This window comes from Rhizobium sp. BK399 (assembly GCF_014194695.1).
Classification (GTDB): Bacteria; Pseudomonadota; Alphaproteobacteria; order Rhizobiales; family Rhizobiaceae; genus Rhizobium.
This window is the reverse complement of the sequence record NZ_JACIAH010000002.1, coordinates 364996-389227: the sequence shown is the minus strand read 5'-3', so window position 1 is coordinate 389227 and position 24232 is coordinate 364996. Positions and strand designations below refer to the sequence as shown.

At 59.4% G+C, this 24232-nt stretch carries 22 protein-coding genes and 1 pseudogene; 12 read left to right on the top strand and 11 right to left on the bottom strand.

All coding sequences use genetic code 11. From position 1 onward, the window contains the following. Positions 1 to 245 precede the first annotated feature (245 nt). From FHT97_RS08375 to FHT97_RS08350, 6 genes are all read right to left on the bottom strand, one after another. Positions 246 to 1574, bottom strand: a complete 1329-nt coding sequence (locus FHT97_RS08375) for an aspartate aminotransferase family protein (protein WP_183861257.1) — start codon at positions 1572 to 1574, stop codon at positions 246 to 248. Positions 1575 to 1841: 267 nt separating this feature from the next. Continuing rightward, positions 1842 to 2159, bottom strand: coding sequence for a metalloregulator ArsR/SmtB family transcription factor (locus FHT97_RS08370; protein WP_016554762.1), 318 nt, complete (start codon positions 2157 to 2159; stop codon positions 1842 to 1844). A 96-nt stretch (positions 2160 to 2255) separates the two neighbouring features. Then, on the bottom strand, positions 2256 to 3008 hold the full coding sequence (locus FHT97_RS08365) for a pyridoxamine 5'-phosphate oxidase family protein (protein WP_183861255.1): 753 nt from the start codon (positions 3006 to 3008) through the stop codon (positions 2256 to 2258). A gap of 32 nt (positions 3009 to 3040) precedes the next feature. Beyond that, positions 3041 to 4093, bottom strand: a complete 1053-nt coding sequence (gene choV / locus FHT97_RS08360) for a choline ABC transporter ATP-binding protein (RefSeq protein WP_183861253.1) — start codon at positions 4091 to 4093, stop codon at positions 3041 to 3043. Continuing rightward, positions 4090 to 4935, bottom strand: a complete 846-nt coding sequence (choW, locus tag FHT97_RS08355; RefSeq protein ID WP_114713399.1) for a choline ABC transporter permease subunit — start codon at positions 4933 to 4935, stop codon at positions 4090 to 4092. Before choW ends, choV begins: the two co-directional genes overlap by 4 nt. 75 nt (positions 4936 to 5010) lie before the next feature. Then, on the bottom strand, positions 5011 to 5964 hold the full coding sequence (locus tag FHT97_RS08350) for a choline ABC transporter substrate-binding protein (RefSeq protein WP_183754104.1): 954 nt from the start codon (positions 5962 to 5964) through the stop codon (positions 5011 to 5013). Between the two features lie 236 nt (positions 5965 to 6200). On the opposite strand from FHT97_RS08350, the gene FHT97_RS08345 reads away from it, so the two are divergent. The 3 genes from FHT97_RS08345 (at position 6201) to FHT97_RS08335 (ending at position 9172) form a co-directional block, all read left to right on the top strand. Continuing rightward, positions 6201 to 6803, top strand: coding sequence for a thymidine kinase (locus tag FHT97_RS08345; protein WP_183861251.1), 603 nt, complete (start codon positions 6201 to 6203; stop codon positions 6801 to 6803). A gap of 74 nt (positions 6804 to 6877) precedes the next feature. Continuing rightward, positions 6878 to 7948: a hypothetical protein gene (locus FHT97_RS08340; protein ID WP_183861249.1), complete on the top strand. Its 1071-nt coding sequence runs from the start codon at positions 6878 to 6880 to the stop codon at positions 7946 to 7948. A gap of 105 nt (positions 7949 to 8053) precedes the next feature. Next, on the top strand, positions 8054 to 9172 hold the full coding sequence (locus FHT97_RS08335; RefSeq protein ID WP_183861247.1) for a DUF2333 family protein: 1119 nt from the start codon (positions 8054 to 8056) through the stop codon (positions 9170 to 9172). A gap of 10 nt (positions 9173 to 9182) precedes the next feature. On the opposite strand, the gene FHT97_RS08330 is transcribed toward FHT97_RS08335, so the two are convergent. Continuing rightward, positions 9183 to 9908 (bottom strand): LuxR family transcriptional regulator, encoded by a 726-nt coding sequence (locus FHT97_RS08330; RefSeq protein ID WP_183861245.1) that lies wholly within the window; start codon positions 9906 to 9908, stop codon positions 9183 to 9185. A gap of 262 nt (positions 9909 to 10170) precedes the next feature. Continuing rightward, complete coding sequence (locus FHT97_RS08325) at positions 10171 to 10677, bottom strand: TIGR00645 family protein (protein WP_183754114.1); 507 nt, start codon at positions 10675 to 10677, stop codon at positions 10171 to 10173. 151 nt (positions 10678 to 10828) lie between these two features. Here FHT97_RS08325 and FHT97_RS08320 point away from each other — a divergent pair, with 151 nt between their 5' ends. Continuing rightward, entirely contained in the window at positions 10829 to 12508 is a 1680-nt protein-coding gene (locus FHT97_RS08320) for a formate--tetrahydrofolate ligase (RefSeq protein WP_183754116.1), read from the top strand. Positions 12509 to 12580: 72 nt separating this feature from the next. On the opposite strand, the gene FHT97_RS08315 is transcribed toward FHT97_RS08320, so the two are convergent. Continuing rightward, entirely contained in the window at positions 12581 to 13432 is an 852-nt protein-coding gene (locus FHT97_RS08315; RefSeq protein ID WP_183861429.1) for an extensin family protein, read from the bottom strand. Between the two features lie 263 nt (positions 13433 to 13695). Here FHT97_RS08315 and FHT97_RS08310 point away from each other — a divergent pair, with 263 nt between their 5' ends. From FHT97_RS08310 to queF, 7 genes and pseudogenes are all read left to right on the top strand, one after another. Then, entirely contained in the window at positions 13696 to 15819 is a 2124-nt protein-coding gene (locus FHT97_RS08310; protein ID WP_183861243.1) for a TonB-dependent receptor, read from the top strand. Positions 15820 to 16078: 259 nt separating this feature from the next. Continuing rightward, positions 16079 to 18268, top strand: coding sequence for an anthranilate synthase (locus tag FHT97_RS08305; protein WP_183861241.1), 2190 nt, complete (start codon positions 16079 to 16081; stop codon positions 18266 to 18268). 179 nt (positions 18269 to 18447) lie between these two features. Next, positions 18448 to 18684 carry a hypothetical protein gene (locus tag FHT97_RS08300; RefSeq protein ID WP_183861426.1) on the top strand — a complete coding sequence of 79 codons (237 nt, stop codon included), beginning with the start codon at positions 18448 to 18450 and terminating at the stop codon, positions 18682 to 18684. A 10-nt stretch (positions 18685 to 18694) separates the two neighbouring features. After that, positions 18695 to 19414 carry a DUF2161 family putative PD-(D/E)XK-type phosphodiesterase gene (locus tag FHT97_RS08295; RefSeq protein ID WP_183861239.1) on the top strand — a complete coding sequence of 240 codons (720 nt, stop codon included), beginning with the start codon at positions 18695 to 18697 and terminating at the stop codon, positions 19412 to 19414. A 191-nt stretch (positions 19415 to 19605) separates the two neighbouring features. After that, a pseudogene (locus tag FHT97_RS31530) lies at positions 19606 to 19695 on the top strand ((2Fe-2S)-binding protein); the annotation flags it as partial. A gap of 255 nt (positions 19696 to 19950) precedes the next feature. Further along, a complete protein-coding gene (gene emfA / locus FHT97_RS08290; RefSeq protein ID WP_183861237.1) occupies positions 19951 to 20865 on the top strand; it encodes a CDF family cation efflux transporter EmfA in 915 nt (304 codons plus the stop codon). Further along, positions 20866 to 21330: a preQ(1) synthase gene (gene queF, locus FHT97_RS08285; protein ID WP_183754127.1), complete on the top strand. Its 465-nt coding sequence runs from the start codon at positions 20866 to 20868 to the stop codon at positions 21328 to 21330. A gap of 24 nt (positions 21331 to 21354) precedes the next feature. On the opposite strand, the gene FHT97_RS08280 is transcribed toward queF, so the two are convergent. Together FHT97_RS08280 and FHT97_RS08275 are read right to left on the bottom strand one after the other, a co-directional pair. After that, positions 21355 to 22158, bottom strand: coding sequence for a glycosyltransferase family 25 protein (locus tag FHT97_RS08280; RefSeq protein WP_183861235.1), 804 nt, complete (start codon positions 22156 to 22158; stop codon positions 21355 to 21357). Positions 22159 to 22334: 176 nt separating this feature from the next. Next, positions 22335 to 23147 carry a DUF2076 domain-containing protein gene (locus tag FHT97_RS08275; RefSeq protein ID WP_183861233.1) on the bottom strand — a complete coding sequence of 271 codons (813 nt, stop codon included), beginning with the start codon at positions 23145 to 23147 and terminating at the stop codon, positions 22335 to 22337. Between the two features lie 214 nt (positions 23148 to 23361). Here FHT97_RS08275 and FHT97_RS08270 point away from each other — a divergent pair, with 214 nt between their 5' ends. Beyond that, positions 23362 to 23949 carry an ATP-dependent Clp protease proteolytic subunit gene (locus FHT97_RS08270; RefSeq protein WP_114713385.1) on the top strand — a complete coding sequence of 196 codons (588 nt, stop codon included), beginning with the start codon at positions 23362 to 23364 and terminating at the stop codon, positions 23947 to 23949. Positions 23950 to 24232: the final 283 nt, after the last annotated feature.

The following is a 24232-nucleotide window of genomic DNA, read 5'->3' as shown; positions in this document are numbered from 1 at the left end:
CCTTGGGTGGGTTTTCAAACCCGCGATTAAGTACCGCAGCAGTGTGCCCAGATCGTACAACAGCCCTTGCGGGATGCGCCAAGAGACGATGAGCAGCCGCACGGCCGAAGCATCCGCCTGCCATGTTTGGCTTCGGCGAGTGCACAGCAAGTTTCTTAGGAATTTACCGCGGATTTCGCAAGAAGATAAAGAAATGGGGCCCGTTTTTGCCTGATCTGGCAAAAACGGGCCCCAAAGCGCATCGATCAGATGTTGTTTTGAAGAATTTCGCGGAGTTTTCCGAAGAGTTCGTCGATGTGGTGCTTTTCGATGATCAGTGGCGGCGAGAGCGCGATGATGTCGCCGGTGGTGCGGATCAACAGGCCCTTCTCATAGGCCTTCAGGAAGGCGGTGAAGGCGCGCTTGGTGGGCTCGCCGGCGATCGGATCAAGTTCGATGGCGCCGATCAGGCCGGTGTTCCGGATGTCGATGACATTCGGGCAATCCTTCAAGGAGTGCAGTCCGTCGGCCCAGTAGTCCGCAAGCTCCGCGGCGCGGGTCAGCAGCCCTTCTTCCTTGTAGGTGTCGAGCGTGCCGAGAGCTGCCGCGCAGGCGATCGGGTTGCCGGAATAAGTGTAGCCGTGGAAGAACTCGATCATGTGTTCTGGACCACTCATGAACGCGTCATGGATCTCCGACGTCACGAAAACCGCGCCCATCGGGATGACGCCGTTGGTCAGGCCCTTTGCGGTGGTGATCATGTCAGGCTTGACGTCGTAGTATTGGGCGGCGAACGGGGCACCGAGGCGGCCGAAACCGGTGATGACTTCGTCGAAGATCAACAGGATGCCGTGCTTGGTGCAGATTTCGCGGAGCTTCTGCAGGTAGCCCTTAGGCGGGATCAGGACGCCGGTCGAGCCGGCGATCGGTTCGACGATGACGGCTGCGATCGTCGAAGCGTCGTGCAGTGTGACGATGCGCTCGAGTTCCGTCGCCAGATCGCCGCCATGCTCCGGCTGGCCGCGGGTAAAGGCGTTCTTGCCTGGCTGATGTGTGTGTGGCAGGTGATCGACACCGGTCAGCAGGGCACCGAACATCTTGCGGTTGGAAACGATGCCGCCGACGGAGATGCCGCCGAAGTTGACGCCGTGATAGCCGCGCTCGCGGCCGATGAGACGGAACCGCGAACCGTTACCCTTCACCCGATGGTAGGCGAGGGCGACCTTAAGAGCCGTTTCGACCGATTCAGATCCCGAATTGGTGTAGAGAACGTGATCCATCCCTTCGGGTGCAATGTCGACGAGGCGGTTTGCCAGCTCGAAGGCCTTCGGATGACCGAGCTGGAAGGCTGGCGCGTAATCGAGTTCGCCAGCCTGTTCGCGGATCGCCTCGGTGATCTTCGGCCGGCAGTGGCCGGCATTGACGCACCAGAGGCCGGCAGTGCCGTCGAGCACCTGGCGGCCGTCGTGGGTCTGGTAGTACATGTCCTTCGCGCCGACAAAGAGACGCGGCTCCTTCTTGAACTGTCGGTTCGCGGTGAAGGGCATCCAAAAGGCCCGGAGGTCGTTTGGCGTGGTATTGAGGCGGTTGGACATGCTGTTCTCCATGGCCGTTTCGGAGGCCGTTCCCGTTATTGGCTGAGGCGGTTTTTTTACTGCCCGGTCAAATTATCAGCGCTTGTCCGGGCGTCAAGCGGCTGCCGTTGCCAGCGGGCGCTCGCGCCGGCTGGCGCAGTGCAAAAAAATAGACCGGCATTGCTGCCGGTCTAAGAGTATGAAGACGTACTGAAATAAGGTGCCGCACTATTCCGGATGCATCCCTCGGCAGTGGGGCTTATAGGCTGACGTTATGTCAGCGCGTCCTTACGCCGCAGACTTTGCGCGGCTTTGAACAGCATAGATGTCGGTGAGGGCTTCGAGGATCTTGAGGACCGGCTCGGAATTGCTTGAATAGTAGATCGTCTGTGCGTCGCGTCGCGTCTTGACCAGCTTCTGGGCGCGCAGCTTGGATAGGTGCTGCGACAGCGCGGACTGGCTCAAACCGACTTCCTGCGCCAACGCGCCGACGGGGATCTCGCCCTTGACCAGGTTGCAGAGGATCAGAAGTCTCTTGGGGTTTGCCATTGCCGACAAAAGGGCAGCTGCAACGTTTGCATTGGCGGTTAAATCGATTGTGTCCATATTTTCTTCCTGGTGTGAAACTAATTTCAAGAACGCGTGTTCCCGCTCAATGCCGGACGGCGAAAACTATCAATACCGCTTCAAGATTGTATATAGCTAAATTTCAGGTATTGCGTATTTCATGTTAGATATATGTGAATAAATATCATCGACCCCCTGTGCGACGGTCTCGAACTCGCAGCGCAGAAGCAAATCACCCGAAATGAGATCGAAACCGGCGCAATCCACTCCACAAATGCGCCAATCGCCGTTGCCAGCCTTGAGGCCCGCTGCGGCTGTCGCTGCCAGATCTGGGCGCTCAGCTAGCAATTTTTGCACTATCGTGTCTGACTGAGCTGCCACGGCTTCATTGCCGGGGGATCGAATCGTCAGGTCCTCGCCTTCCAAGACATAGGCGCGACCAAAGCCGCCATTGAGGCTGGCCGACTGCGGCATGAGCCGGAAAAAACGGAAATCCGGAAAATCGATGTAGAGCTTGGCCTTGGCATGGCGATTGAGGAAGCGGCTGCGGATGCGCGCGTGGATCTCGCTGTCGCGCTCGACCGGTTCGGCTAGGCATTGGGTCGTCAGGCGGGTATAGGCGAGCGGATCGCCCTTGCCGGGCTCGCCCGTCAGAAGCGACGCGCGGCGGTCGGCGTCGAGCGCACGAGTATGCGTCGACAGGCCTGAGACGAGAATGACGGGTACGCCGTCAATGTCCGTGCCGAGGAGAACCCGGCTGGCAAAGGGAAAGCCGGTCCCGGGATCGAGAACGGCAATTGCGGCATAACGGGCGGAGCGGAGAAGCGTGCGAGCGAGCTTGCGGGCTTCTCCGTCCGTTTCCCTGAGAACGGAAGCTTGATCTTTCATGTCCACTTTCTTGGCGGAAGCGGACGCAGGGATCAAGCCTGTTCTTTGCGCCGATGCTGCGTGAGGCCTTCGACGATATCCTGCGCCGAGATGGTCCCAATGATCGCGCCGTTTTCCACGACGCCAATACTGCCGGGCTGGCGCGACAGCGCATCAAGGATGTCGATGAGCGGCGTTTCCGCACGCGCCGTGCCGCTGACGCTTGCACCGGCGGCCGCGTGGCCGAGACCGCGTTGCATCACGTCCTCGGCCGTCAGCATGCTGATCGGGTTCATGTGCTGGACGAAATCGGCGACGTACTGGTCCGCGGGGTTCTTCACGATCTCCTGCGGGGTGCCGCACTGGATGATGCGCCCGCCTTCCATGATGGCGATGCGGTTGCCGATACGGAACGCTTCGTCGAGATCGTGGCTCACGAACAGGATGGTCTTCTTCAGGCGTCGCTGGAACTCGAGGAGCTCGTCCTGCAGGCGTGTGCGGATCAGCGGATCGAGCGCCGAGAACGGCTCATCCATCAGCAGGATAGGCGCACCGGTGGCAAAGGCGCGGGCAAGGCCGACGCGCTGTTGCATGCCGCCGGACAGCTCATTGACCTTGCGGTCAGCCCATTTGGTCAGGTTGACGAGTTCGAGTTGCTCGCCGACGCGCTTCTTGCGTTCGGCGTCCGGCATACCCGCGAGTTCAAGGCCAAAGCCGACGTTTTCCGCGACCGTTCGCCATGGCAGCAGCGCGAACTGCTGGAAGACCATGGAAACGGTGTGCATGCGCAGGTCACGCAGACCTTTGGCCGTCGTTTTGTAAGGGCTGCAGGGGCCATTCGGCGTTGCGACCGACACCTCGCCGCGCACGACGGGCGCCAACCCGTTCACGGCGCGTAACAGGGTCGACTTGCCTGAACCGGAAAGGCCCATCAGGACGAGAATTTCGCCTTCCTGGACGCTCAGGGAGGCGTCTGCCACGCCGAGCACGAGTCCGGTTGCGGCGCTGATCTCGTCACGGTTCTTGCCCTGGTCCGCGAGGGCGAGGGCACTCTCCGGCTTGTCGCCGAAGACGATGCTGACGTTGTCGAAACGGACCGCGGTCATGCGCTTTCTCCTTCACCCGTCGCGCGGAACATGCGGTCGAGAATAATTGCGAGGATGACGATACAGAGGCCCGCCTGGAAGCCCATGGCGACGTTGACCGTATTGAGCGCGCGCACGACAGGCTTTCCGAGACCGTCGGCGCCAACCAGAGCGGCGATGACCACCATCGAGAGGGAGAGCATAATTGTCTGCGTGAGGCCGGCCATGATCTGCGGCATGGCAAAGGGAAGCTCGACTTTACGCAGTACCTGCATCGGTGTCGCGCCAAATGACTCTGCGGCTTCAACCAAAGAGGGCGGCGTCGATATGATGCCGAGGCGGGTCAGGCGGATCGGAGCGGGGATCGCAAAAATCACGGTTGCGATCAGGCCCGGAACCATCCCAAGGCCGAAAAGGATGAGCGCAGGGATCAGATAGACGAAGGTCGGGATGGTTTGCATGAGGTCGAGGACCGGCCGCATGATCGAAAACACCCATGCGCGCCGCGCACCGGCGATACCGAGCGGAATGCCGACGGCCATGCTGACGAACGTCGACGCCAGGACGAGTGCCAGTGTTTCCGTCGTTTCCTTCCAATAGCCCTGGTTCATGATCAGCAGCAAGCCGAGCAGGGTGAAGACCGCGACGCCGATGGAGCGGCGTAGCCAGTATGCAATGCCGACGATCGCGGCCAGCACGATCAGGGGATGCGGAGCCTGCAAGATAAAGAGCAACGCATTGATAACGTGCGATAAAACGAAAGCAAGCTGGTTAAAGAACCACTCGCCGCTCGACGTCAACCAATCGACGGTCGTTTTGGCGAAGGGGCCAATAGGAATTTTATAGTCGGTGATCCAATTCAAGGAGCGCGCCTATCCGAAAGAGCAAAGATCGAGGTGAAACAAGAAGGGGCGGCGAGGGCCGCCCCGTCATCAGTTTCAGAGGCCGAGGCCGGACTTCACGGCGGCAAGGGCGTCCTTGCCATCCTTCGTCGTGACGCCTGCCAGCCACGGATCAACTGCGTTCGGATTTGCCTTCAGCCATTCGGTCGCGGCAACCTGCGGATCCTCACCGTCGTTGAGGATCTTGCCCATGATCTGGTTTTCCATTTCCAGATTGAACTTCAGGTTCGAGATGAGCTTGCCGACGTTCGGGCATTCGGTGGTGTAGCCGGCACGGGTATTGGTGTAGACCGTCGCACCGCCGAAGTTCGGGCCGAAGGTGCTGTCACCGCCGGTAAGGTAGGTCATCTTGAAGTTTTCGTTCATGGGGTGGGGCGCCCAACCCAGGAACACGACCGGCTTGCCGTCCTTGTCGGCACGGGCGACCTGCGCGAGCATGCCCTGTTCGGAGGACTCGACGAGTTCAAGCCCGCCCATTCCCATCTCGTTCTTCTCGATCAGCGTCATGACGAGGCGGTTGCCGTCGTTGCCGGGCTCGATCCCGTAGATCTTGCCGTCAAGCTCGTCCTTGTGCTTGCCGATATCGCTAAAATCCTTGATGCCGAGTTCAGCGCCCTTGGCGTTGGTAGCGAGCGTGTACTTGGCGCCTTCGAGATTGACGCCGAGGGAATCGACGGTCTTCTCATCGAGGTAGGGTTGGACGTCCTTCTTCTGGGCCGGCATCCAGTTGCCAAGGAACACGTCGATGTCCTTGTTCTTGAGCGACTGATAAGTAACCGGAACCGACAGAACCTTAATGTCGGGCTCGTAGCCTAGGTTCTTCAGAATGACCGCTGTGGTGGCGGTGGTAGCGGTGATATCCGTCCAGCCGACGTCTGAAAGACGGACGGCGGAGCAGCTATCGGGGTCCGCGGCAAATGCTGCTGTTGCAACAGAGAGAGCGGCAACTGCGGTGGCGGTAGTCAGTTTGAATGCGCTTGTCGTTTTCATTTTAGACTCCCAGTCTTACGTTCCCAAGCCAATCACCAATAGCCGAGTTTTACAAGCGACCTGAGTGCGTTTGCGCCGCATTGGAGTACCCGATTGCGACGTAGGGCATTTTTTCGCGGAGTGCCGGGATTTCAAGGGTTTTGGCGATTTTCCGGCGTGAATTTCTTGTGATTATCAAAATGGGGGACTTTTCTTCGCGGTTTCGAGCTTCCAAGAAGCGAAAGACGGAGAAAACGATGGCAAAACTCTATTTCAACTACTCGACCATGAACGCCGGCAAGTCGACGATGCTGCTGCAGGCCTCCTACAATTACGAGGAGCGCGGCATGCGCGTCGTTCTGCTGATCGCGGCCTTCGACGAGCGCGCCGGAAAGGGAATTATCGGCTCCCGGATCGGGCTGCAGGCGAGCGCGATTGCCTTCGAACCGGACGCGGACCTGCAGGCTTTGATCGGCGAGCTCGGCAAGGAAGGGGAGCCAATCGCTTGCGTCTTCGTCGACGAGGCTCACTTCATGACGCGCGAGCATGTCTGGCAGCTTGCGCGCATCGTCGACCGGATGAACATCCCAGTGATGGTCTACGGCCTGCGGACCGATTTCCAGGGAAAGCTGTTTCCGGCATCGGAAGAACTGCTCGCGATTGCCGACGAGATGCGTGAGGTCAGGACGATCTGCCATTGCGGGCGCAAGGCGACGATGGTGGTGCGCCTCGATGCGGACGGAAGGGTCCTGCACGAAGGTGCGCAGATCGACGTCGGTGGCAACGAAAAATACGTGTCGCTCTGCCGGCGCCATTGGGATGACGCCATGAACGGGGAGTGGCGAGCGGAGGCGGTGTAGGCACTCCTCAAATCGATTCCGGATTGGCGGCTTATGCGCTAGTTTCGCGGAAACCGATTCATGGAGGCGTCCCGGTGCGCAAGCCTTTCTCCTTTGACACTCAGCTGGAAGCCGCGCGAGCGCTCGTGGAACAGTTGCGTCTTGAGGCTAGAGTCTGCGTCGATTTCATTAACGAGTTCGCCCGCCAAGGGGCGGCAGTCGACGACGAGCGCTTCCTTGTCGAGAACGGCCGCTTCCAGGCATTTGTGGCAAACGGCACGAGCCTGACCAATCTGCTTGCGGAGCTCGTATCCGTTCTCGACACGCTGACGATCAAGGTTTCGGCGGACCTCGACAGCTTCCGTGGCCTTACCGCCGGCGAGAAATTCATCGGACGCTTTTCGCGCCAGCGGATGTGGCGTCGTCATAGCGCGCGGGTGCGCGCTGCCCCTGTCGTGGAGCGGCTGCGTAACCTGCTGGTCAAGTCCGATGCCACCGCTGATGTTATCGCGAGCTACCGCACAATCGCGATCGACTTTCACAAGCTGGGAGAGCATGGCCTGATCGGCATCGTCGAACAGCGCCGTCGGCTGGTGGACAAGATTGATATCGCGCGCCTTCGTATCCGGGAATTGAATGCCAAGGCGCTCACCACGCAGGGCAGGATTGGCCTCTACGGCAGCAAAGCCGAATGGGAGCGCATGGAAGAGGAGCGCCGCGCGCTGAAGGCGGACGCCGAGCGCGTTGCTGACGAAGAGCGCGGCATGCGGGAGGATAGCCAGCGCCGCGAGCGCTTCATCAATCTGTTCCAGGTTTTCGTCGATGCACTCAATACCCAGGTTGGTCGGTGCAATGCGCTGACGCGCAAGGTCGTCATCGACACCGAAGAAAGGCTGTTGATTTATCAGGCACAGGTCGACACCGATATTCCGGGATCGAAGGTCCAGATTTCAGCCGAACTTTTTCCCGCCATTGCCGGGCCGATCGAACTGTTCGAGCGCAATATGCTGGTGCCGCAGGAGCTGGAACATCGCAAGCGGACCGCGGATGCTGCCTTTGCGAGCAAGTTCGAGGCGTTCCGGCCGGATCAGGAAGACAGCTCCGGAGACCCGGTCATCGATACGACGAAAATCTCCAAGCGGCTGCGCTTGCGCTTTCCGTTCTAGCTCGCGCCGAAGAAACAATAATATCAGCACGATATTGTCCTTGCCGGAGCGAGCGCATATGTCAGTGCGCAGACAATGTTGGTCCACCACGGCAAGGAGAAAACGATGCTCGACCGGATCGCCGGTTTTTTCAGGCTGATCGGCCGTACCATCGGACGCTGGGCGCGACTCCTGTTCGCCTGGGCTTTCTGGCCATTTATCGCCGCCCGCGGCTGGTACGTTCAACGGACATGGATGATCCGGTTGCCGATCCTGGGCCTGATCGGGCTGCTTGCCGTTCTCTATTGCTACTTCATCTGGCAGACGCAGGTCTGGTCCGGCTTCGATCCGTCCTTCGTGAATGAGTACCGGCTTTCCGAACGCAAGGTTGCCGCTGGACAGGAATTGCCAGCAACGGACGGCGCGGCGAAGACCTGCCAGCGCTCGGCCATTGTCGATGTCGCGGCCGATCTAACGGACTTCAACGTCAATCAGAATGCATGGATCTCCTCCATGCTCCTTTACCGTCTTGGCTTCTTCGGTGTCGATTGGGACCACACGCCTTTTCTCGACAACAAGGCGTCGTTCCAGCGCGGCGTGAACCAGGCGGTGCGCCGCACTTCAGCAGAGCTCGTCGACTCGCTCGGTCGGGTGCGTGGTACCTCGGGTATCAACAATGATCTGCAAGACGCCCGAGGTAAGCTGCAGTTCGATGAATACAGCTGGTATTTCGGACTGAATCCGTTCGGGCCGAAGACGCCGACGCCGAGCTACTACCGTTCGGCGATTGAAAGCTTGCGCAAGTTCAACACCGATTTGGCCGCCTGCAACGCGGTCTTCGATGGCCGTGCAGACAACCTCATTCAGTTCATTGATCGCATCGCCAACGATCTCGGCAGCACGTCCGATGTGCTTGCGGACCGCTCTCAGAACCACCATCGCGGTTGGTTCGATACCCGCGCGGACGATCGGTTCTGGTTTGCTTATGGGCAGCTCTATGCCTACTACGCGATCCTTGCGGCGGCGCAGTCCGATTTTTCGCAGGTGGTCGCGGAACGCAACCTGAGCGCCATCTTCGGCGCAACGATGCGGCAGTTCCAAGCGGCGTTGCAGATCCAGCCGGCAATCATTTCCAACGGCCGGGAAGACGGCTGGATCATGCCGAGCCATCTGGCGACGATGGGCTTCTACATTCTCCGCGTGCGCTCGAACCTCGTCGAGACGCGTTCCGTGCTCGATCGATGAAGCAGCGTGTTTAATTGATCAGTTTCATGCGGATCGCCTTGGCGACAAGCTGCGCCCGGTTCACGCAGTCGAGCTTTTTGATGGCGCTCGTCATGTAGGCGTTGACGGTGTGGTCGGACAGCGAAAGGATTTGTCCGATCTCGATGGATGTCTTTCCCTGTGCCGTCCAGCGGACGACCTCGCGTTCGCGGGCAGACAAAGGCGTGTGTTCGGCAAGCTTCGACTGCTTCGTGCGGTTATAGGCGTCGAGCAGATGGAGCGTCACCATCGTCAATTCGTTGAGTTCCGTTTGGGCAAGTAGCGGGCGGTCGCCGCCGAGCCAGAACAGGACACGCTCGCCGTCGCCTGCATAGGCAGGAACCGCGACGCCCGTCGGGATGCCGAAATTGCGCAACAGTTCGCTCAACTCATTCGGGAAAATAGCGGCCGAAGAATTGTCGAAAAGGCTCCACGAGCGCGGCAGCGCGGAATCGCCGATTCCTCCAGAAAGCATGGGAAAGCGCATAATTCGAGCGCGGTCGAACTGGTTGAAGTATTGAGATGGTATGGACGTTTCGATGAGTAGAGTTCTGAGAAGGACGCTCTCGGGCGTGGGCGCATGCATCAGCGTTATGTGCCGAAAACCGAAGGCACGTGCCACTTTGACTAGAACTTCTGCGTATTCGGCCCTGGTACAGGCAGCTGAAATCTCCGCGACGAGGGACATCTGCCGTTCCGAGGTAGTCACGTAAGACATCAATGCGTCCCTGCTTACCTTCAAGTTGCCGCGATAAAATATGCAAACTGATATATTTGCTAGTACGAAACGGCCTGGCGCGCAGTGATTAATTTCGATGTATTAATTTAACCACAGAATATCGATCTGCGGTTGTGTTTGAGCTTGCTTGGACCGCAACTCAGGGCGACGAACCTGCGAACGCGAAAGCGCAGAGGTCCGCCGCGTGACATAAAATTGGAGGCGCTCAGGGACGCGGCCCCGAATCATATTACAATTAAACCTAGTCTGTCGTTTTGCTCTTTTTAGTCAGTTGCTCGAGAAAGCCGAGCAGTACCGCCGAGACGACGAAGGCGAGATGCATCGCCGTCAGCCACATAATCTTACCGTCGGTATATTGTTCAGCGTTGAGGAAGACCTGCAGCAGGTGGATCGATGAAATGGCTACGATCGACGAAGCTACCTTGATCTTGAGGCTGCCTGCGTCGAGCTTGCCGATGAACGAGACATCGGTGTCACTTTCGTCGAAGCGGCTGACGAAGTTCTCGTAACCGGAGATCATCACCATGACGATCAGGCTGGCGACCAGCGCGGCGTCGATCAGCCCGAGCATGGCGAGGATCATTTCACCCTCATCGAGCACGAATACGCCGCCCGCGACCTTCAGGAATTTATAGCCGAATGAGACGGCATAAACCGCCAGCGCCAGGGACAGGCCGAGGTAGAAGGCCACGAGTATCCAGCGGCTAGAAAGAATGATGCGCTCGACAATGAGTTCGAGTGATTTCATGGCTTGTCCTCGTGACGTACGGAATCGATGCCTAGAGATAGCGGCTTGGATGAGCCTTGGGCAACCTGCGCACTATCCACAGTCGGCATATTTCGCTATCCCGTTGTAACAAATGGGGCGCCGATCGAGCGCGGAAAACTGGGGAACGGGGATGGCAGCATATAAGTCCGACATCGAGATTGCGCGCGCCGCTGAAAAGAAGCCGATCTTCGAAATCGGTTCAAAGCTTGGAATCCCTCAGGCGCAACTCGCGCCGTATGGCCACGATAAAGCCAAGCTCAGCGCCGAGTTCATCGCGGAGCAAGCTGATAAGCCCGATGGCAGGCTGATCCTTGTGACGGCAATCAATCCAACACCCGCGGGTGAGGGCAAGACGACGACGACAGTCGGTCTTGGCGACGGATTGAACCGGATCGGCAAGAAGGCAATCGTCTGTATCCGCGAGGCCTCGCTCGGGCCGTGCTTCGGCGTGAAGGGCGGAGCTGCCGGCGGCGGCTATGCACAAGTCATTCCGATGGAAGACATCAACCTGCATTTTACCGGCGACTTCCATGCGATCACATCGGCCCACAATCTGCTCGCCGCGATGATCGACAATCATATCTATTGGGGCAACGAGCAGGATATCGACCTCAGGCGCGTCACATGGCGACGCGTGATGGACATGAACGACCGGGCGCTACGCGAAATGGTCTCTTCGCTTGGTGGTGTCGCCAACGGCTTTCCCCGGCAGAACGGTTTCGACATCACCGTCGCTTCCGAGGTGATGGCGATCCTCTGCCTTGCCCGCGATCTCAAAGATCTGGAAGAGCGTCTCGGCAACATCATCGTCGGCTACCGGCGCGACAAAACGGCCGTCTATGCGCGTGATTTGAAAGCGGATGGCGCGATGGCAGTTCTTCTGAAGGACGCCATGCAGCCCAATCTCGTCCAGACGCTGGAAAACAATCCGGCTTTCGTGCACGGCGGTCCCTTCGCCAATATCGCCCACGGTTGCAACTCGGTGATCGCCACGAAGACGGCGTTGAAGCTTGGCGACTATGTCGTGACCGAGGCGGGCTTCGGCGCGGATCTCGGGGCTGAGAAGTTCTTTGACATCAAATGCCGCAAGGCGGGCCTCAAGCCGGATGCCGCCGTCATCGTTGCGACTGTGCGCGCGCTCAAGATGAATGGCGGTGTGAAGAAGGATGATCTTGGAGCCGAGAACGTCGCCGCGCTGAAGAAGGGCTGCTCCAATCTCGGCCGCCATGTCGCCAATGTTCGCAAGTTCGGCGTTCCCGTCGTTGTCGCCATCAATCACTTCGTCTCGGACACCGACGCGGAAATCATTGCGGTGAAAGAGTATGTCTCGCGGCTGGGAGCAGAGGCGATCCTCTGCCGGCACTGGGCGGAGGGCTCCGCCGGCATCGAAGAGCTCGCCTACAAAGTGGTCGAGCTCGCGGAATCGGGACAGTCGCGATTTGAGCCGCTCTACCCCGACGATGTTTCGCTGTTCGAGAAGATCGAGATAGTGGCTTCGAAGATTTATCATGCGGGGGAGGTGACCGCGGACAAGGCGGTGAGGGATCAACTCGTAGCCTGGGAGGAACAGGGCTACGGGCATCTGCCGGTCTGCATGGCGAAGACGCAGTACTCGTTTTCGACCGATCCGAACCTTCGGGGCGCGCCGGAAGGGCATATCGTCCCGGTTCGCGAGGTGCGTCTTGCGGCGGGCGCTGGTTTTGTCGTCGCCATTACGGGCGAGATCATGACCATGCCCGGCCTGCCGAGGTCACCGTCGGCGGAGCGGATCTATCTCAACGATCAGGGCTACATCGAGGGACTGTTCTAGGGCGGCGACGTTTCGAAACTGAATCAAGCCGCTGACGGCTTGATTCAGAGGATTCGCGCAAGTCGCTGAAAACTAATGGCAATACCGATAGCCGCCCTTGCGCTCCAGCACATCGAGATGGAAGTGGGTTTCGTGCGCAGCGTCGCTTTCCGGGTCGAGGACCGTGGTAAAGAAGAGGCAACCCGCGGCGCTCACCGTGCGCTGGAACGCACCGATCAATGTGGAATCCTCGCGTCGCGGTTGGACCGCGATGTCCTTCCCTTTTTCAAAGCTGAAGCTCGCAACGTCAATCGCATTGCCACGAGCGTGCTCAGACACCTTGCCGGTTTCGGCGCCATTGCGCAGGCGGCAGATGTAGGAGGAAGCCTGATTGACGCCGATGATATTTCCCTGATCAGGCGCGGCAATGCGGGCGGCGGGAATCACGCTTTCTTTCATCCAGCGGGCAAGGGCCAGCGCGACCGGGCAGCGAAAGACGGCGTCAGGCTTTATCGTAATGCCGGGCAGCACCTCGGACACCTTGATTGGTTTGTCGATCCCGCAGCCGTTGCCATCATCGATACGCGATATGTCCTTGAAGACGACGCCAAGATTCTGCAACTCCCTCACACATTCGGAGTGCTCGGCATCACTCTCTGCGGCAATCGTCAGATGCTGTTCTTCCAGCGTTTGTTGTGACGGAAGCTTCGGCCCCTGCTTTTCCGGGATGGCAGAGGATTTCGGAGAATCCTCCGTGACCGGCGGCGTTTCGGGCTTGCCGCTTTCGGGTTTCTGTTCGGGTATCGGGGGAGGTGCCGGTGCGGACGTTGTCGTATTTGATTTACCGGGGCGAGTTGCCGGGAGAGGGCCGTTTTCCGGCAGGCGTGCACTGGTCAGGAACCCTATGCAACTCAGTGCCGCTAAAATCACAACGATGTTCTTCACGCATCCACCCGTTGTACGTTGCCCCGGGACAGAACGCATGGATGCGGATTTCGTTGCAATTTCGCAACGTTGATGTCTATGCTCAAAAAGATGATTTATTAAATCAAGATAACGGTGATCCGATATATTGACAATTTGAGTCATGTTTTTTATGCGGCAAAAAGAAGGCGAAAATCTTCGTCTGAAAGCCTAGCCAGCCCATCGAAACGCGGACGCGTCACGACCAGCCAGCCCGGTGACATTTCTCTCAAGGGGTTGACTTCATGATCGTCCGGCACTCGCGCTCGGTTCTACTTGCCTGCACGGCACTTGCCATTGTTACACCTTCCGCCATCGCCTTTGCACAAAGTGCGCCCTCGACTGCCCAGACAGCCGAAGAGCAGAAGGCGGCGCCAGAGGGGGATACTTTCCTCTCGCCCATTATCGTGAAGGGCAGCCGACAGGCGGCCAACGATCCCTACAACAAGCCGGGACCTTCCAGCACCGTCACGGCGGACCAGATCAACCTGCAGGCCGGCCAGGGTACCGACGATCTGCTGCGCAGTGTTCCCGGGACGTCGACGGCCAACAATCCGCAGAACCCCGGCGTTGCTGTCAACATTCGCGGTTTCGAAGGCTCCGGCCGCGTGAACATGTCGATCGACGGCGTTCGCCAGAATTTCCGCTTCACCGGCCATGAGGCGCAGGGCTTCACCTATGTGGACCCGGCGTTCCTGGCGGGCATCGACGTGACCCGCGGCGCAGTCACCGGCATCGGTGGCGGGGCACTGGCCGGTACGGTCAATTTCCGCACCTACGACATCGATGACCTGATTCTAGGTGATAAGAACTACGGCGGCATCGTCTCGGCGACGGTCGGAACCAACGAACTCGGTTGGTCCGAGTCGGCCATCGGCGCTTACCGGTTCAACGATGTCTTTGCTGTTCTCGGCGGCATCAGCAAGAGTGATCCGGGCAACTATGAGAACGGCGACGGCGTTACCGTCCCCTATACCGAGCAGGACCTGCTTTCCGGCATGCTGAAGGCAGAGATTACGCCGAACGCCGAAAACACGATCAAGCTCGGCGGCATCAGCTATGACAACGACTTCCTCGCGAATTCCTATTTCCAAAACGTCAAGAACAAGACGTTTGCCGCGAGCTACGCCTATACGCCTGGCGACAACGAGCTCATCGATTTCAAGACGAACTTCTACTACAACCGCCTTGAGATGCAGTATGACACGAACGCCACGGGCGGTGGTACGGCCGCCGGTCGCCGCATTACCGACACGGGCATCGGCTTCGACGTCTCCAACACGTCCAAATTCGACATTGGCAACGTTGCCGTTTCCACCAACTACGGTGTCGAATACTTCCACGACAAATACGATGTGATCAACAGCCGGACGCAGCCTTCGGGTGGCGTCAACGGTGATGGCAAGAGCGGCATCCTCGGCGTCTTCGACACGACGACGTTCACCTACGGCATGGCGGACCTGACGCTTGGCCTGCGCTATGACCATTTCGATCTCGACGGCTCGGGCTCGGTCGTTGCCAGCAACCCCCTCGGAATGCCGGCCGGTCCTTACACCGTCGATAAGTCCGATGGGCGCCTGAACCCAAGCGTCACCTTCGCGCTGAATCCTACTGAATGGTTCCAGCCTTATGTGACATATGCCGAGACGCAGCGCGCACCGACGATTAGCGAAACCTTCGCCGGCGGATCGCATCCAGGCGCTACGGGGCAGGCCTTCTTCCCGAATCCCTTCCTTGAGCCGGAAACCTCCAAGGGCTGGGAAATCGGCGCCAACATCAAGGTGGATGGCATTCTCGATGCCGGCGACAGTTTCCGCTTCAAGGCCAACTACTTCAACGACCGCATCGACAACTACATCACCGGTGCGTTTGCGGGCGGCGGCAGGCAGACCTTCTTCGTCAACAATCCCGGCACGTCGAAGGTGGACGGTATAGAAATCCAGGCGGCCTATGATGCCGGCTTCGTCTTCGGGGAGCTTGCCTACACCCATACAAACACCGACCTGCCTCCGCAGATCAACGGCTTCGGCGTGCAAAGCTTCCTGCCGGAAAACATCTTCAGTGCCACGCTCGGCGGTCGCTTCCTTGAAGATCAACGCCTGACAGTCGGTACACGCCTATTCGCTGCCGGACAGGCAGACATTGGACAAATCAATGCAACGAATGGCGGACGGCCGCGATTCATGAGCGGCTATGGCGTTGTCGATCTCTTCGCCAACTATCAGTGGGAGAACGGCCTGGAGTTGACGGCAAGCGTGACCAACGTCTTTGACAAGACCTACACTCCGGCCTCGAGCACGATCCAGACGACGACGATCGATACGGGTCGCGGCCGGACATTCATGGTGACTGCGAAGGCCTGGTTCTAAACCAAAGCTTAGTCAAGCGAAGGGCGGCCATTGTGCCGCCCTTTTCATTCCCAGATTCGGCCCTTGCGCTCGGTTCGATCTCACGCTAACAATTTCGCCCATGAACACGTCCTTGAACATTGCAGTTTGGTGGTGGGCTCGCTGAGGCGGCCTCGACCAATCGTGTCCAAAGACGACGAGTGAGCCGCCCGGAAAACGCCAGGCGGCTTTTTTGTTTTTAAGGCTGCCTGTCATCCGGGCCCGATAACGGAGTGGAACAATGGTAACGATCCTTCGGGATGACGGAGCGGAAATCTACGAGACACGAGGTGGCATCACCGTCACCCGGCAGCGGCGGGCGATCCCCTATGGCGATGCGGTTTCGTCCTATGTCGACAAACTCGACGAGCGCCGCGGCGCTGTCTTCTCGTCGAACTATGAATATCCGGGCCGCTACACCCGTTGGGACACTGCCATCGTCGATCCACCGCTCGGCATTTCCTGCCATGGCCGCGAGGTCTGGATCGAAGCCTACAACGAGCGCGGTGAGGTGATTCTCTCCTTGATTGCCGAGCGCCTGAAGACGATTTCAGACCTGGTGCTCGGTGGTTCCACGACCCGCCGCCTCGACCTAACGGTGAAGGCGCCGGAGCGCGCGTTTACCGAAGAGGAACGCTCGAAGATTCCGACTGTCTTCACCGTGCTGCGCGCCATCACCGACCTCTTTTATTCGCAGGCGGATGCCAACCTCGGGTTCTACGGTGCCTTTGGCTACGATCTCGCCTTCCAGTTCGATGCGATCAACCTGAAGCTGACTCGCCCGTCCGACCAGCGGGACATGGTGCTCTATCTCCCGGACGAAATTCTCGTCGTCGACAACTACTCGGCCAAGGCCTGGATCGACCGCTACGATTTTGAAAAGGACGGGCTGTCGACAGAGGGCAAGGCCGGCGACATTCCGGCCGAGCCGTTCCAGCGCACCGACGCCATTCCGCCGAAGAGCGATCATCGCCCGGGGGAATATGCCGACCTCGTTGTCAAGGCGAAGGAGAGCTTCCGCAAGGGTGACCTTTTCGAGGTGGTGCCTGGGCAGAAGTTCATGGAGAGGTGCGACAGCAAGCCGTCCGACATTTCCAAGCGGCTGAAGGCGATCAATCCGTCGCCCTATTCCTTCTTCATTAATCTCGGCAATCAGGAATATCTGGTCGGTGCGTCGCCTGAAATGTTCGTACGCGTCTCGGGCCGCCGCATCGAGACCTGCCCCATTTCAGGCACGATCAAGCGGGGCGACGATCCGATCGCCGACAGCGAGCAGATCCTTAAGCTGCTGAACTCCAAGAAGGATGAATCCGAACTGACAATGTGCTCGGACGTCGACCGCAACGACAAGAGCCGCGTTTGCGAGCCGGGTTCGGTGAAGGTCATCGGTCGCCGCCAGATCGAGATGTATTCGCGATTGATCCACACCGTCGATCATATCGAGGGCCGACTGCGCGACGATATGGATGCCTTCGACGGCTTCCTCAGCCACGCCTGGGCCGTGACTGTCACCGGCGCGCCGAAGCTCTGGGCGATGCGCTTCATCGAGAGCCACGAAAAGAGCCCGCGCGCCTGGTATGGCGGTGCCATCGGCATGGTCGGCTTCAACGGTGACATGAACACCGGCCTGACGCTGCGTACCGTCAGGATCAAGGACGGGATCGCGGAAGTGCGGGCAGGGGCGACCTTGCTCAACGATTCCGATCCGAACGAAGAAGAAGCCGAAACCGAACTGAAGGCCTCCGCCATGCTTTCCGCCATCCGCGATGCCAAGGCCGGCAATTCTAGCAAGGTTAGCCGCGACGTTGCTGCCGTCGGCAAGGGCGTCAAGATCCTGCTCGTTGATCACGAAGACAGCTTCGTCCATACGCTTGCCAACTACTTCCGGCAGACGGGCGCCACCGTTTCTACGGTGCGCACGCCAGTGCCGGAGGAAATCTTCGACCGGCTGGATCCCGATCTCGTCGTGCTGTCGCCTGGGCCGGGCAATCCGAAGGATTTCGATTGCAAGGCGACGATCAAGAAGGCGCGGGCGCGCAACCTACCGATCTTCGGTGTCTGCCTTGGCCTGCAGGCACTGGCGGAAGCCTATGGGGGCGAGCTCAGGCATCTGGCGTTGCCGATGCATGGCAAGCCGTCGCGCATCCGGGTGCTGGAGCCGGGAATCGTGTTTTCTGGTCTCGGCAAGGAGGTGACAGTCGGGCGCTACCACTCGATCTTTGCCGATCCTTCGACGCTGCCGCGCGACTTCATCATCACGGCGGAAAGCGAAGACGGCACGATCATGGGGATCGAGCACGAGAAGGAGCCGATCGCCGCGGTGCAGTTCCACCCGGAATCGATCATGACGCTCGGCGGCGACGCCGGCATGCGGATGATCGAGAATGTGGTGGCGCATCTGTCGCGCAAGGCAAAGACCAAGGCGGCGTGACCACGACAGCACTCGGGATTTTCTGAGTTGGCAGTTCCTGAATTGGGCGATGTGCTTTCCTCCGGTCGAGGAGAGCACGTTCGCTGTCGACGCTCCCAGAAGGTCGGTGCCCATGGCGTTAAGCGGTTGACTCCTGACGTCAAATCAGAACATTTCAAGAACGATAAATGAGGAATATCATCGTGGCTGCTGAGAAGTTTATCGTCCTCCCGTACCGCAAGAACCGCGGCAACCTTGTGCCAGGTGAGATGCGCCAGGCATCGAACGCGGTCAGTGCGGAGAAGATTGCGACCTCGATGGCCTCGCGCTTCGTCGGTGTTGCGGCTTATGCCGTAATGGTCGACGAGGAGACTGGCGATATGTCGTCGCCGCGGCTGCTTGCCCGGCATGGTGAGATTGCCGACCTCAATTCCTGATCACAGCGCAATGGAAACCTCGCTCTATTTGCCGGTCAAAGCCTTCCTGGAAGCGGCGGGCTATGTCGTGAAAGGCGAAATCGGCGGATGCGATCTCGTCGGCCTGAGCGAGGGAGACCCGCCCGTCGTCGTGGTGTGTGAGTTGAAGCTGAGTTTCAACCTCGAACTTGTGCTACAGGCGGTCGATCGAGCAGCGGTAAGCGATGAAGTGTGGATCGCCGCTCGCGTTTCCGCCAAGGGACGGGGGCGCGAGGCTGACAAGCGCTATCGTGATCTCTGCCGTCGGCTGGGGATCGGTATGCTGGGTGTCTCCGATGCCGGCGAGGTCAGTGTCATCGTCAGCTCGGTCTCGCCGATGCCGCGCACCAATCCGAAGCGTCGGTCGCGGCTTGTTAGAGAGCATCAGCGTCGGCGCGGTGATCCGGTGGTAGGCGGCGGCTCGCGCGCCCCTGTCATGACGGCCTACCGACAGCGGGCTCTGCTCTGCGCCGCTGCGCTACAGCAAGGGCTGGTGCGGCCCCGCGACATGAAGGCGCTGGCGCCGGATGCGGGCAACATCCTGCTTGGCAATGTCTATGGCTGGTTCGAGCGCCAGGAGAAGGGCGTCTATGCATTGACGCCAGCTGGTGAGGCGGCCCTCCTTCGGTGGCCGCAAACAATCAGCGTTGCTGTTGAAAGGGACTGCGCTTCGGGGGCCTTCAGCGCCGTGGGCTCGGCAGAGAACTCCTGACGACCTAGTCAGCTCTGCTCAACTCGAAGTCCACCGCGGAGCTACGCGCTCTCCAGATATGTTGGGTCGGCCTTCCGTAAGGCAACCTTTATAGGCAGCGCATGGTCAAGCCTCCGTGATGCCCTAGCTTAGCCGTCGTGCGATGCTCGCTGGGCCCGCAGCGGGTCCGGCCGAGAAATTGACGCTCGACGATGGTTACTTTCACGCTCAATGGACAGACGACAACTTTCGACGGTGGTCCGGACACTCCGCTTCTTTGGGTCATTCGCGATTTCGCGCAGCCTGCCCCGCAAGTTGAAGAGGCGCCTGCAATATCCGGCACCTAGCCGCCCAGAGTATTGCCGAAAGTCGGTCAACTTTTCCGTGGAGTGCCGGTTAGGACTTCGCACAGGCTGTTTGACAAAATAAGCATTTTGGCACATATCACCGGCCATTGGCCGCCTGCGCGATTTTCGCGTGGGCGGTTTTGCGTTTGAATGGCATGGTTTCTGCAATTCGTTCGCATCCGCACTGAAGATCGGCGCAGGGGTATCGATATGAACGGAAAAGGAAATCTCACGGTTCGGAGGCTGGCGCTCTGGGGGATCCCGATGTCGCTCGGCGTCATGGGTCTGAAGATGGTTGCATGGTGGGTGACCGGTTCGGTGGCGCTGCTGTCGGACGGACTCGAATCGACGGTGAACGTCGTCGCCGCCTTCATCGCATTCTTCGTCATCCGCTATGCGCAAAAACCGGCCGACCACGATCACCCCTTCGGCCATCACAAGGCGGAATATCTTTCGGCGGTCACCGAGGGCGTGCTGATTGTCGTCGCGGCGCTGTTGATCGTCAACGAGGCGATCGGGCATCTTTCCGATCCGCGGATGCTGGATGCGCCCGTGCTCGGCCTTGCCATCAACTTTGTCGCCGGTGTGATTAATGCGGTTTGGGCGCAGTTGCTGATCCGGACCGGGCGCAAGTATCGCTCGGCAGCGCTGACAGCGGACGGCCAGCACATTATGTCCGACGTCGTCACGTCCGTCGGAGTCCTCATCGGTCTGCTGCTGGCGCTAGCCACCGGTTACGCGATCTTCGACCCCGTGCTCGCGATCCTGGTCGCCATCAACATTCTCTATCAGGGCTGGAAGGTCATCTCGCATTCGATTGGCGGATTGATGGATCAGGCCGTCACACTCGAAGAGGAAGAGGCGATCAAGCAGGCCATTGCCACCCACGCCGCAGGCTCAATCGGGGTTCACGATCTGAAGACCCGGCGCGCGGGCGCCGTCACCTTCGTCGATTTCCATCTTGTCGTGCCCGCCGCCATGTCTGTAAGGCAGGCGCACGATATCTGCGATCGCCTTGAAGATGCCATCCGTACCGTGCATCCGGGCTCCAGCATCGCCATTCACGTGGAACCCGAGGGCGAAAAGGCCCACGGCATTCGCGTCAAAGTCATCAAGGAGGCTTGAATGCCCACAACAGACGTATCCAACCTGTCCATGCTGGGCAGCCAAACGGAATCACCCAAGTCACCCGAGGAAGCGGTGTTGGAGAAGGTGCCCGCGAGCCACGTCGGCACCGACTATGTCGTCCGCTTCACGGCGCCGGAGTTCACGTCGCTTTGCCCGATGACCGGTCAGCCGGATTTCGCCCATATCGTCATCGACTACATCCCGAACGAATGGTTGGTGGAATCGAAGTCGCTGAAGCTTTTTCTGCATGCGTTCCGCAACCATGGTGCCTTCCACGAGGATTGCTCGATCTACATCGCCAAGCGGCTGGTCGAGTTGCTCGATCCGAAGTGGCTGAGGATAGGCGCCTACTGGTATCCGCGCGGGGGCATTCCGATCGACGTCTTCTGGCAGACCGGCAAGCCGCCGGAGGGCGTGTGGCTGCCGGATCAGGGCGTTGCGACTTACCGCGGCCGCGGCTAGGAGCTTTTGCGGTGTGGGCGTTGACTAGGCGGAAGCTGTCGCTGCGGGCTCAGCATCGGACACGAAGCTCGCTCGGTCGATCTGCAGCGGGCGCTTTTCGCCGCCGAGCCAGCCTCTGACAAGATTTCTCGCCTTGATGCTTTCAAGCCAGAGCCGCAGCAGGTTCTTGCGCAGCCTGCCTTGCGGCGTGAAAGCTCGGTCTATGGATTTGCGCACAAACGCCGACCTGTCGGCGCTACCGTCGAGGAATTGCATCTGGACGACGGGTGCCGGCTCGATCTGGTAGGCCTTCAGCCATGCGCGATGCCAGAAATAAGCGTCGATGAGGGCGTAGTTCTTGGTATCTGCCAGCATTTTCGCAGCCGCACGCGGACCGATGATGTAGCCGGCGGTGCCGACGCGGTTCTGAAACACCCGCGTCGCGCGATGGATGCCATCGGTCCAAACGGGTGACCTTGCGAGGATATGTGGGCGAGGCGCGAATTCCAGATCGTAGACCCGGTCCCAGTTGTCGCCGCGGCCTTTGATGCTCCTGATCGCGTCGTTAAAGTTCTCGGATAATACCGCGTCGTCTTCGAGGATCAGTGTTCGTTCGTTTCGTTCGATGATGACTTTCCAGGCCATCCTGTGCGAGGTGAAGCAGGCGACATCCTCGCGCAGTGTCGGACTCGGCCAGGTGTTTGCTGCCTTCTGGCACTCTTCGACGGACAGGTCGCCTGCTTCGAACGCGTCCAGAAACTCGAAATCCAGTCCCAGCTTTTGCATTTGCCGCGATTGAAACTCTCGTCTTTTTTCCTCGGCTTTCCGACTGATAATGAGGATCTTCACCGCTGCTCCGCCAGATAGGTCATGTCGCCGGACCTTATTCGTCCGCTCCCGGCTTATCAATCGGCCTCCCGTTGTGCCCACCGAAACCTAGCCGGCAGCGAAGACGTATTTCGTCACAGACGATGTGCGCAAAGGCCCCGCGCTCCCATATCTCAGGTTCGCGGCGACGCGAGCAGCTAAGCGTTGAAGCTGTCGTCATTGCCGAAATCGGACTGATCATCGTCAGCAACGTCGTCGTCGTTGTTGTCGTAGCTGGCCTGCTGCACAACGTCAGCGTCGTCGTTGCTGTTATCGTCGTTGTTGCTATTCGCGGCGTTGCCGGCTGCCTGCTGCTTGTCGCCGTCGTTATTGAAATAGTTGTTGATGACGGTCTCTTCGGTCGGCGCGTTGCCGAAGGGATTGTTGCCGGCGAGCGGCGAGCCCCAGCCAAGCGACGATGCGTGGCTGCCGAAAATACCGCTCAGCGAATTGGCAAGCAACATGCCGCCGGCGACGCCGGCTGCGGTTCCGAGCGCGCCCTGCAAGAAGCTGCCGCCAGCGGAGGGGGAGGCCGCCGGTGAGCTCCATGGTCCGGTAGGCTGCTGTATTGCGCGAGGCGTGGCATCGAAGCCGCGGTCCTGCTGGATTTGCTGCCGCGGGGTACTTCCCCAAGGACCCGTGGAAGGCGTCGGAGATGCCGGCTGCTGCGGCGTCTGGCTGCTGCCGAAGATCGAACTGAGGAAGCCGCCGCCCTGTTCGGCCTTGTGGTATTCGCTTTGGTCGGCCTCGAGCAAGCGAACGCGCTCTTCCAGTTGCTTGATATGATTGGCTGCCGCTTCCAGCCCCTTTTCCTGCACGATCACGGCCTGTGCGAGATAGTAGGCGGCGTAGGGCTGCTGACGTGTTCCCTGATCAATCAATGCCTCGGCGTCATGGTCACGCGGCGTCGTCGAGGCGGTGCGGACACGGTCGAAAAGGGCCGTCAACAATTGGCGTTCTTCGGGGGACATGGCCGGTCTCCTTGTTTCTCGCGATCGTTCGCTAAGAGATGACGTAGGTATGGATTTCGACTTTTCAAAGCCACGCCAAGTTACATTGCGGTAATCTGGCCTGGCTGCCTAACCATATCTTCACCCGTTCCGTGGCTTGTCTTTTTCCCGCATTGTTTTACGCATGGAGTCGCACTATGTGCGGTGAACCGAATTGGACGTAAGAGAGGTTCGAATGTACGAAGAAGAAGAACAGGACGACAAGACGAAGGAACTGCCGCTCGGCAAGGAAACGGAGGCGAACCTTTTCAAGTCGCGTTCGATCTTCATCTACGGGCCGATCACGCAGGAACTGGCGCAGAAAGTCTGCACGCAGCTTGTGGCGCTCGCGGCCGCCAATGACGACGATATTCGCATCTACGTCAACTCGCCCGGCGGTCATGTCGAATCCGGCGATTCGATCCACGACATGATCAAGTTCATCAAGCCGAAGGTTTGGATGATCGGGACCGGCTGGGTCGCCTCGGCCGGCGCGCTGATCTATGTCGCGGCGCCGAAGGAACAGCGCATTTGCCTGCCGAACACGCGCTTCCTGCTCCACCAACCGTCCGGTGGCACGCGCGGCATGGCGTCCGACATCGAAATCCAGGCTCGCGAGATCATCAAGATGAACGAGCGCCTGAACAAGATTATGTCGGAAGCAACGGGGCAGCCTTACGAGAAGATCGCTGCCGATACCGATCGCGACTACTGGCTGTCCGCCGAAGAAGCCAAGGCCTACGGCCTCGTTTCGCGCATCGTGACGTCGCAGTCCGAGATCTGATTTTTGCACTATGAGAAGCGCCCCTGCTTGCCGGAAGGCAGGCGGGGGCGTTTTTTTTGTGTTCCGCGACCAAACCGCGGCGAGGTGCCCAATCTGCATCACGAGCACCCGCACGCTGGTGTCGAAAGCGCTTTCGTTCCAGTCGCGCGGGAGATCGAACGGCTCCCACACTTCCGGGCTGCAGGGCGAGACCTTCTATGGTGATGGAACTGCGGACTTTTCGACCAACGGACAGGAGTTGATCTTCGTGGGTCCGGCACGCCTAGGTGCACGGAGCAAGTTG

Excerpts from the sequence above, each read along its gene's own strand:
- FHT97_RS08375 (WP_183861257.1), bottom strand. The coding sequence starts at position 1,574 with ATGTCCAACCGCCTCAATACCACGCCAAACGACCTCCGGGCCTTTTGG.
- FHT97_RS08370 (WP_016554762.1), bottom strand. The coding sequence starts at position 2,159 with ATGGACACAATCGATTTAACCGCCAATGCAAACGTTGCAGCTGCCCTT.
- FHT97_RS08365 (WP_183861255.1), bottom strand. The coding sequence starts at position 3,008 with ATGAAAGATCAAGCTTCCGTTCTCAGGGAAACGGACGGAGAAGCCCGC.
- choV (WP_183861253.1), bottom strand. The coding sequence starts at position 4,093 with ATGACCGCGGTCCGTTTCGACAACGTCAGCATCGTCTTCGGCGACAAG.
- FHT97_RS08350 (WP_183754104.1), bottom strand. The coding sequence starts at position 5,964 with ATGAAAACGACAAGCGCATTCAAACTGACTACCGCCACCGCAGTTGCC.
- FHT97_RS08345 (WP_183861251.1), top strand. The coding sequence starts at position 6,201 with ATGGCAAAACTCTATTTCAACTACTCGACCATGAACGCCGGCAAGTCG.
- FHT97_RS08335 (WP_183861247.1), top strand. The coding sequence starts at position 8,054 with ATGCTCGACCGGATCGCCGGTTTTTTCAGGCTGATCGGCCGTACCATC.
- FHT97_RS08330 (WP_183861245.1), bottom strand. The coding sequence starts at position 9,908 with ATGTCTTACGTGACTACCTCGGAACGGCAGATGTCCCTCGTCGCGGAG.
- FHT97_RS08325 (WP_183754114.1), bottom strand. The coding sequence starts at position 10,677 with ATGAAATCACTCGAACTCATTGTCGAGCGCATCATTCTTTCTAGCCGC.
- FHT97_RS08320 (WP_183754116.1), top strand. The coding sequence starts at position 10,829 with ATGGCAGCATATAAGTCCGACATCGAGATTGCGCGCGCCGCTGAAAAG.
- FHT97_RS08310 (WP_183861243.1), top strand. The coding sequence starts at position 13,696 with ATGATCGTCCGGCACTCGCGCTCGGTTCTACTTGCCTGCACGGCACTT.
- FHT97_RS08305 (WP_183861241.1), top strand. The coding sequence starts at position 16,079 with ATGGTAACGATCCTTCGGGATGACGGAGCGGAAATCTACGAGACACGA.
- FHT97_RS08295 (WP_183861239.1), top strand. The coding sequence starts at position 18,695 with ATGGAAACCTCGCTCTATTTGCCGGTCAAAGCCTTCCTGGAAGCGGCG.
- emfA (WP_183861237.1), top strand. The coding sequence starts at position 19,951 with ATGAACGGAAAAGGAAATCTCACGGTTCGGAGGCTGGCGCTCTGGGGG.
- queF (WP_183754127.1), top strand. The coding sequence starts at position 20,866 with ATGCCCACAACAGACGTATCCAACCTGTCCATGCTGGGCAGCCAAACG.
- FHT97_RS08275 (WP_183861233.1), bottom strand. The coding sequence starts at position 23,147 with ATGTCCCCCGAAGAACGCCAATTGTTGACGGCCCTTTTCGACCGTGTC.
- FHT97_RS08270 (WP_114713385.1), top strand. The coding sequence starts at position 23,362 with ATGTACGAAGAAGAAGAACAGGACGACAAGACGAAGGAACTGCCGCTC.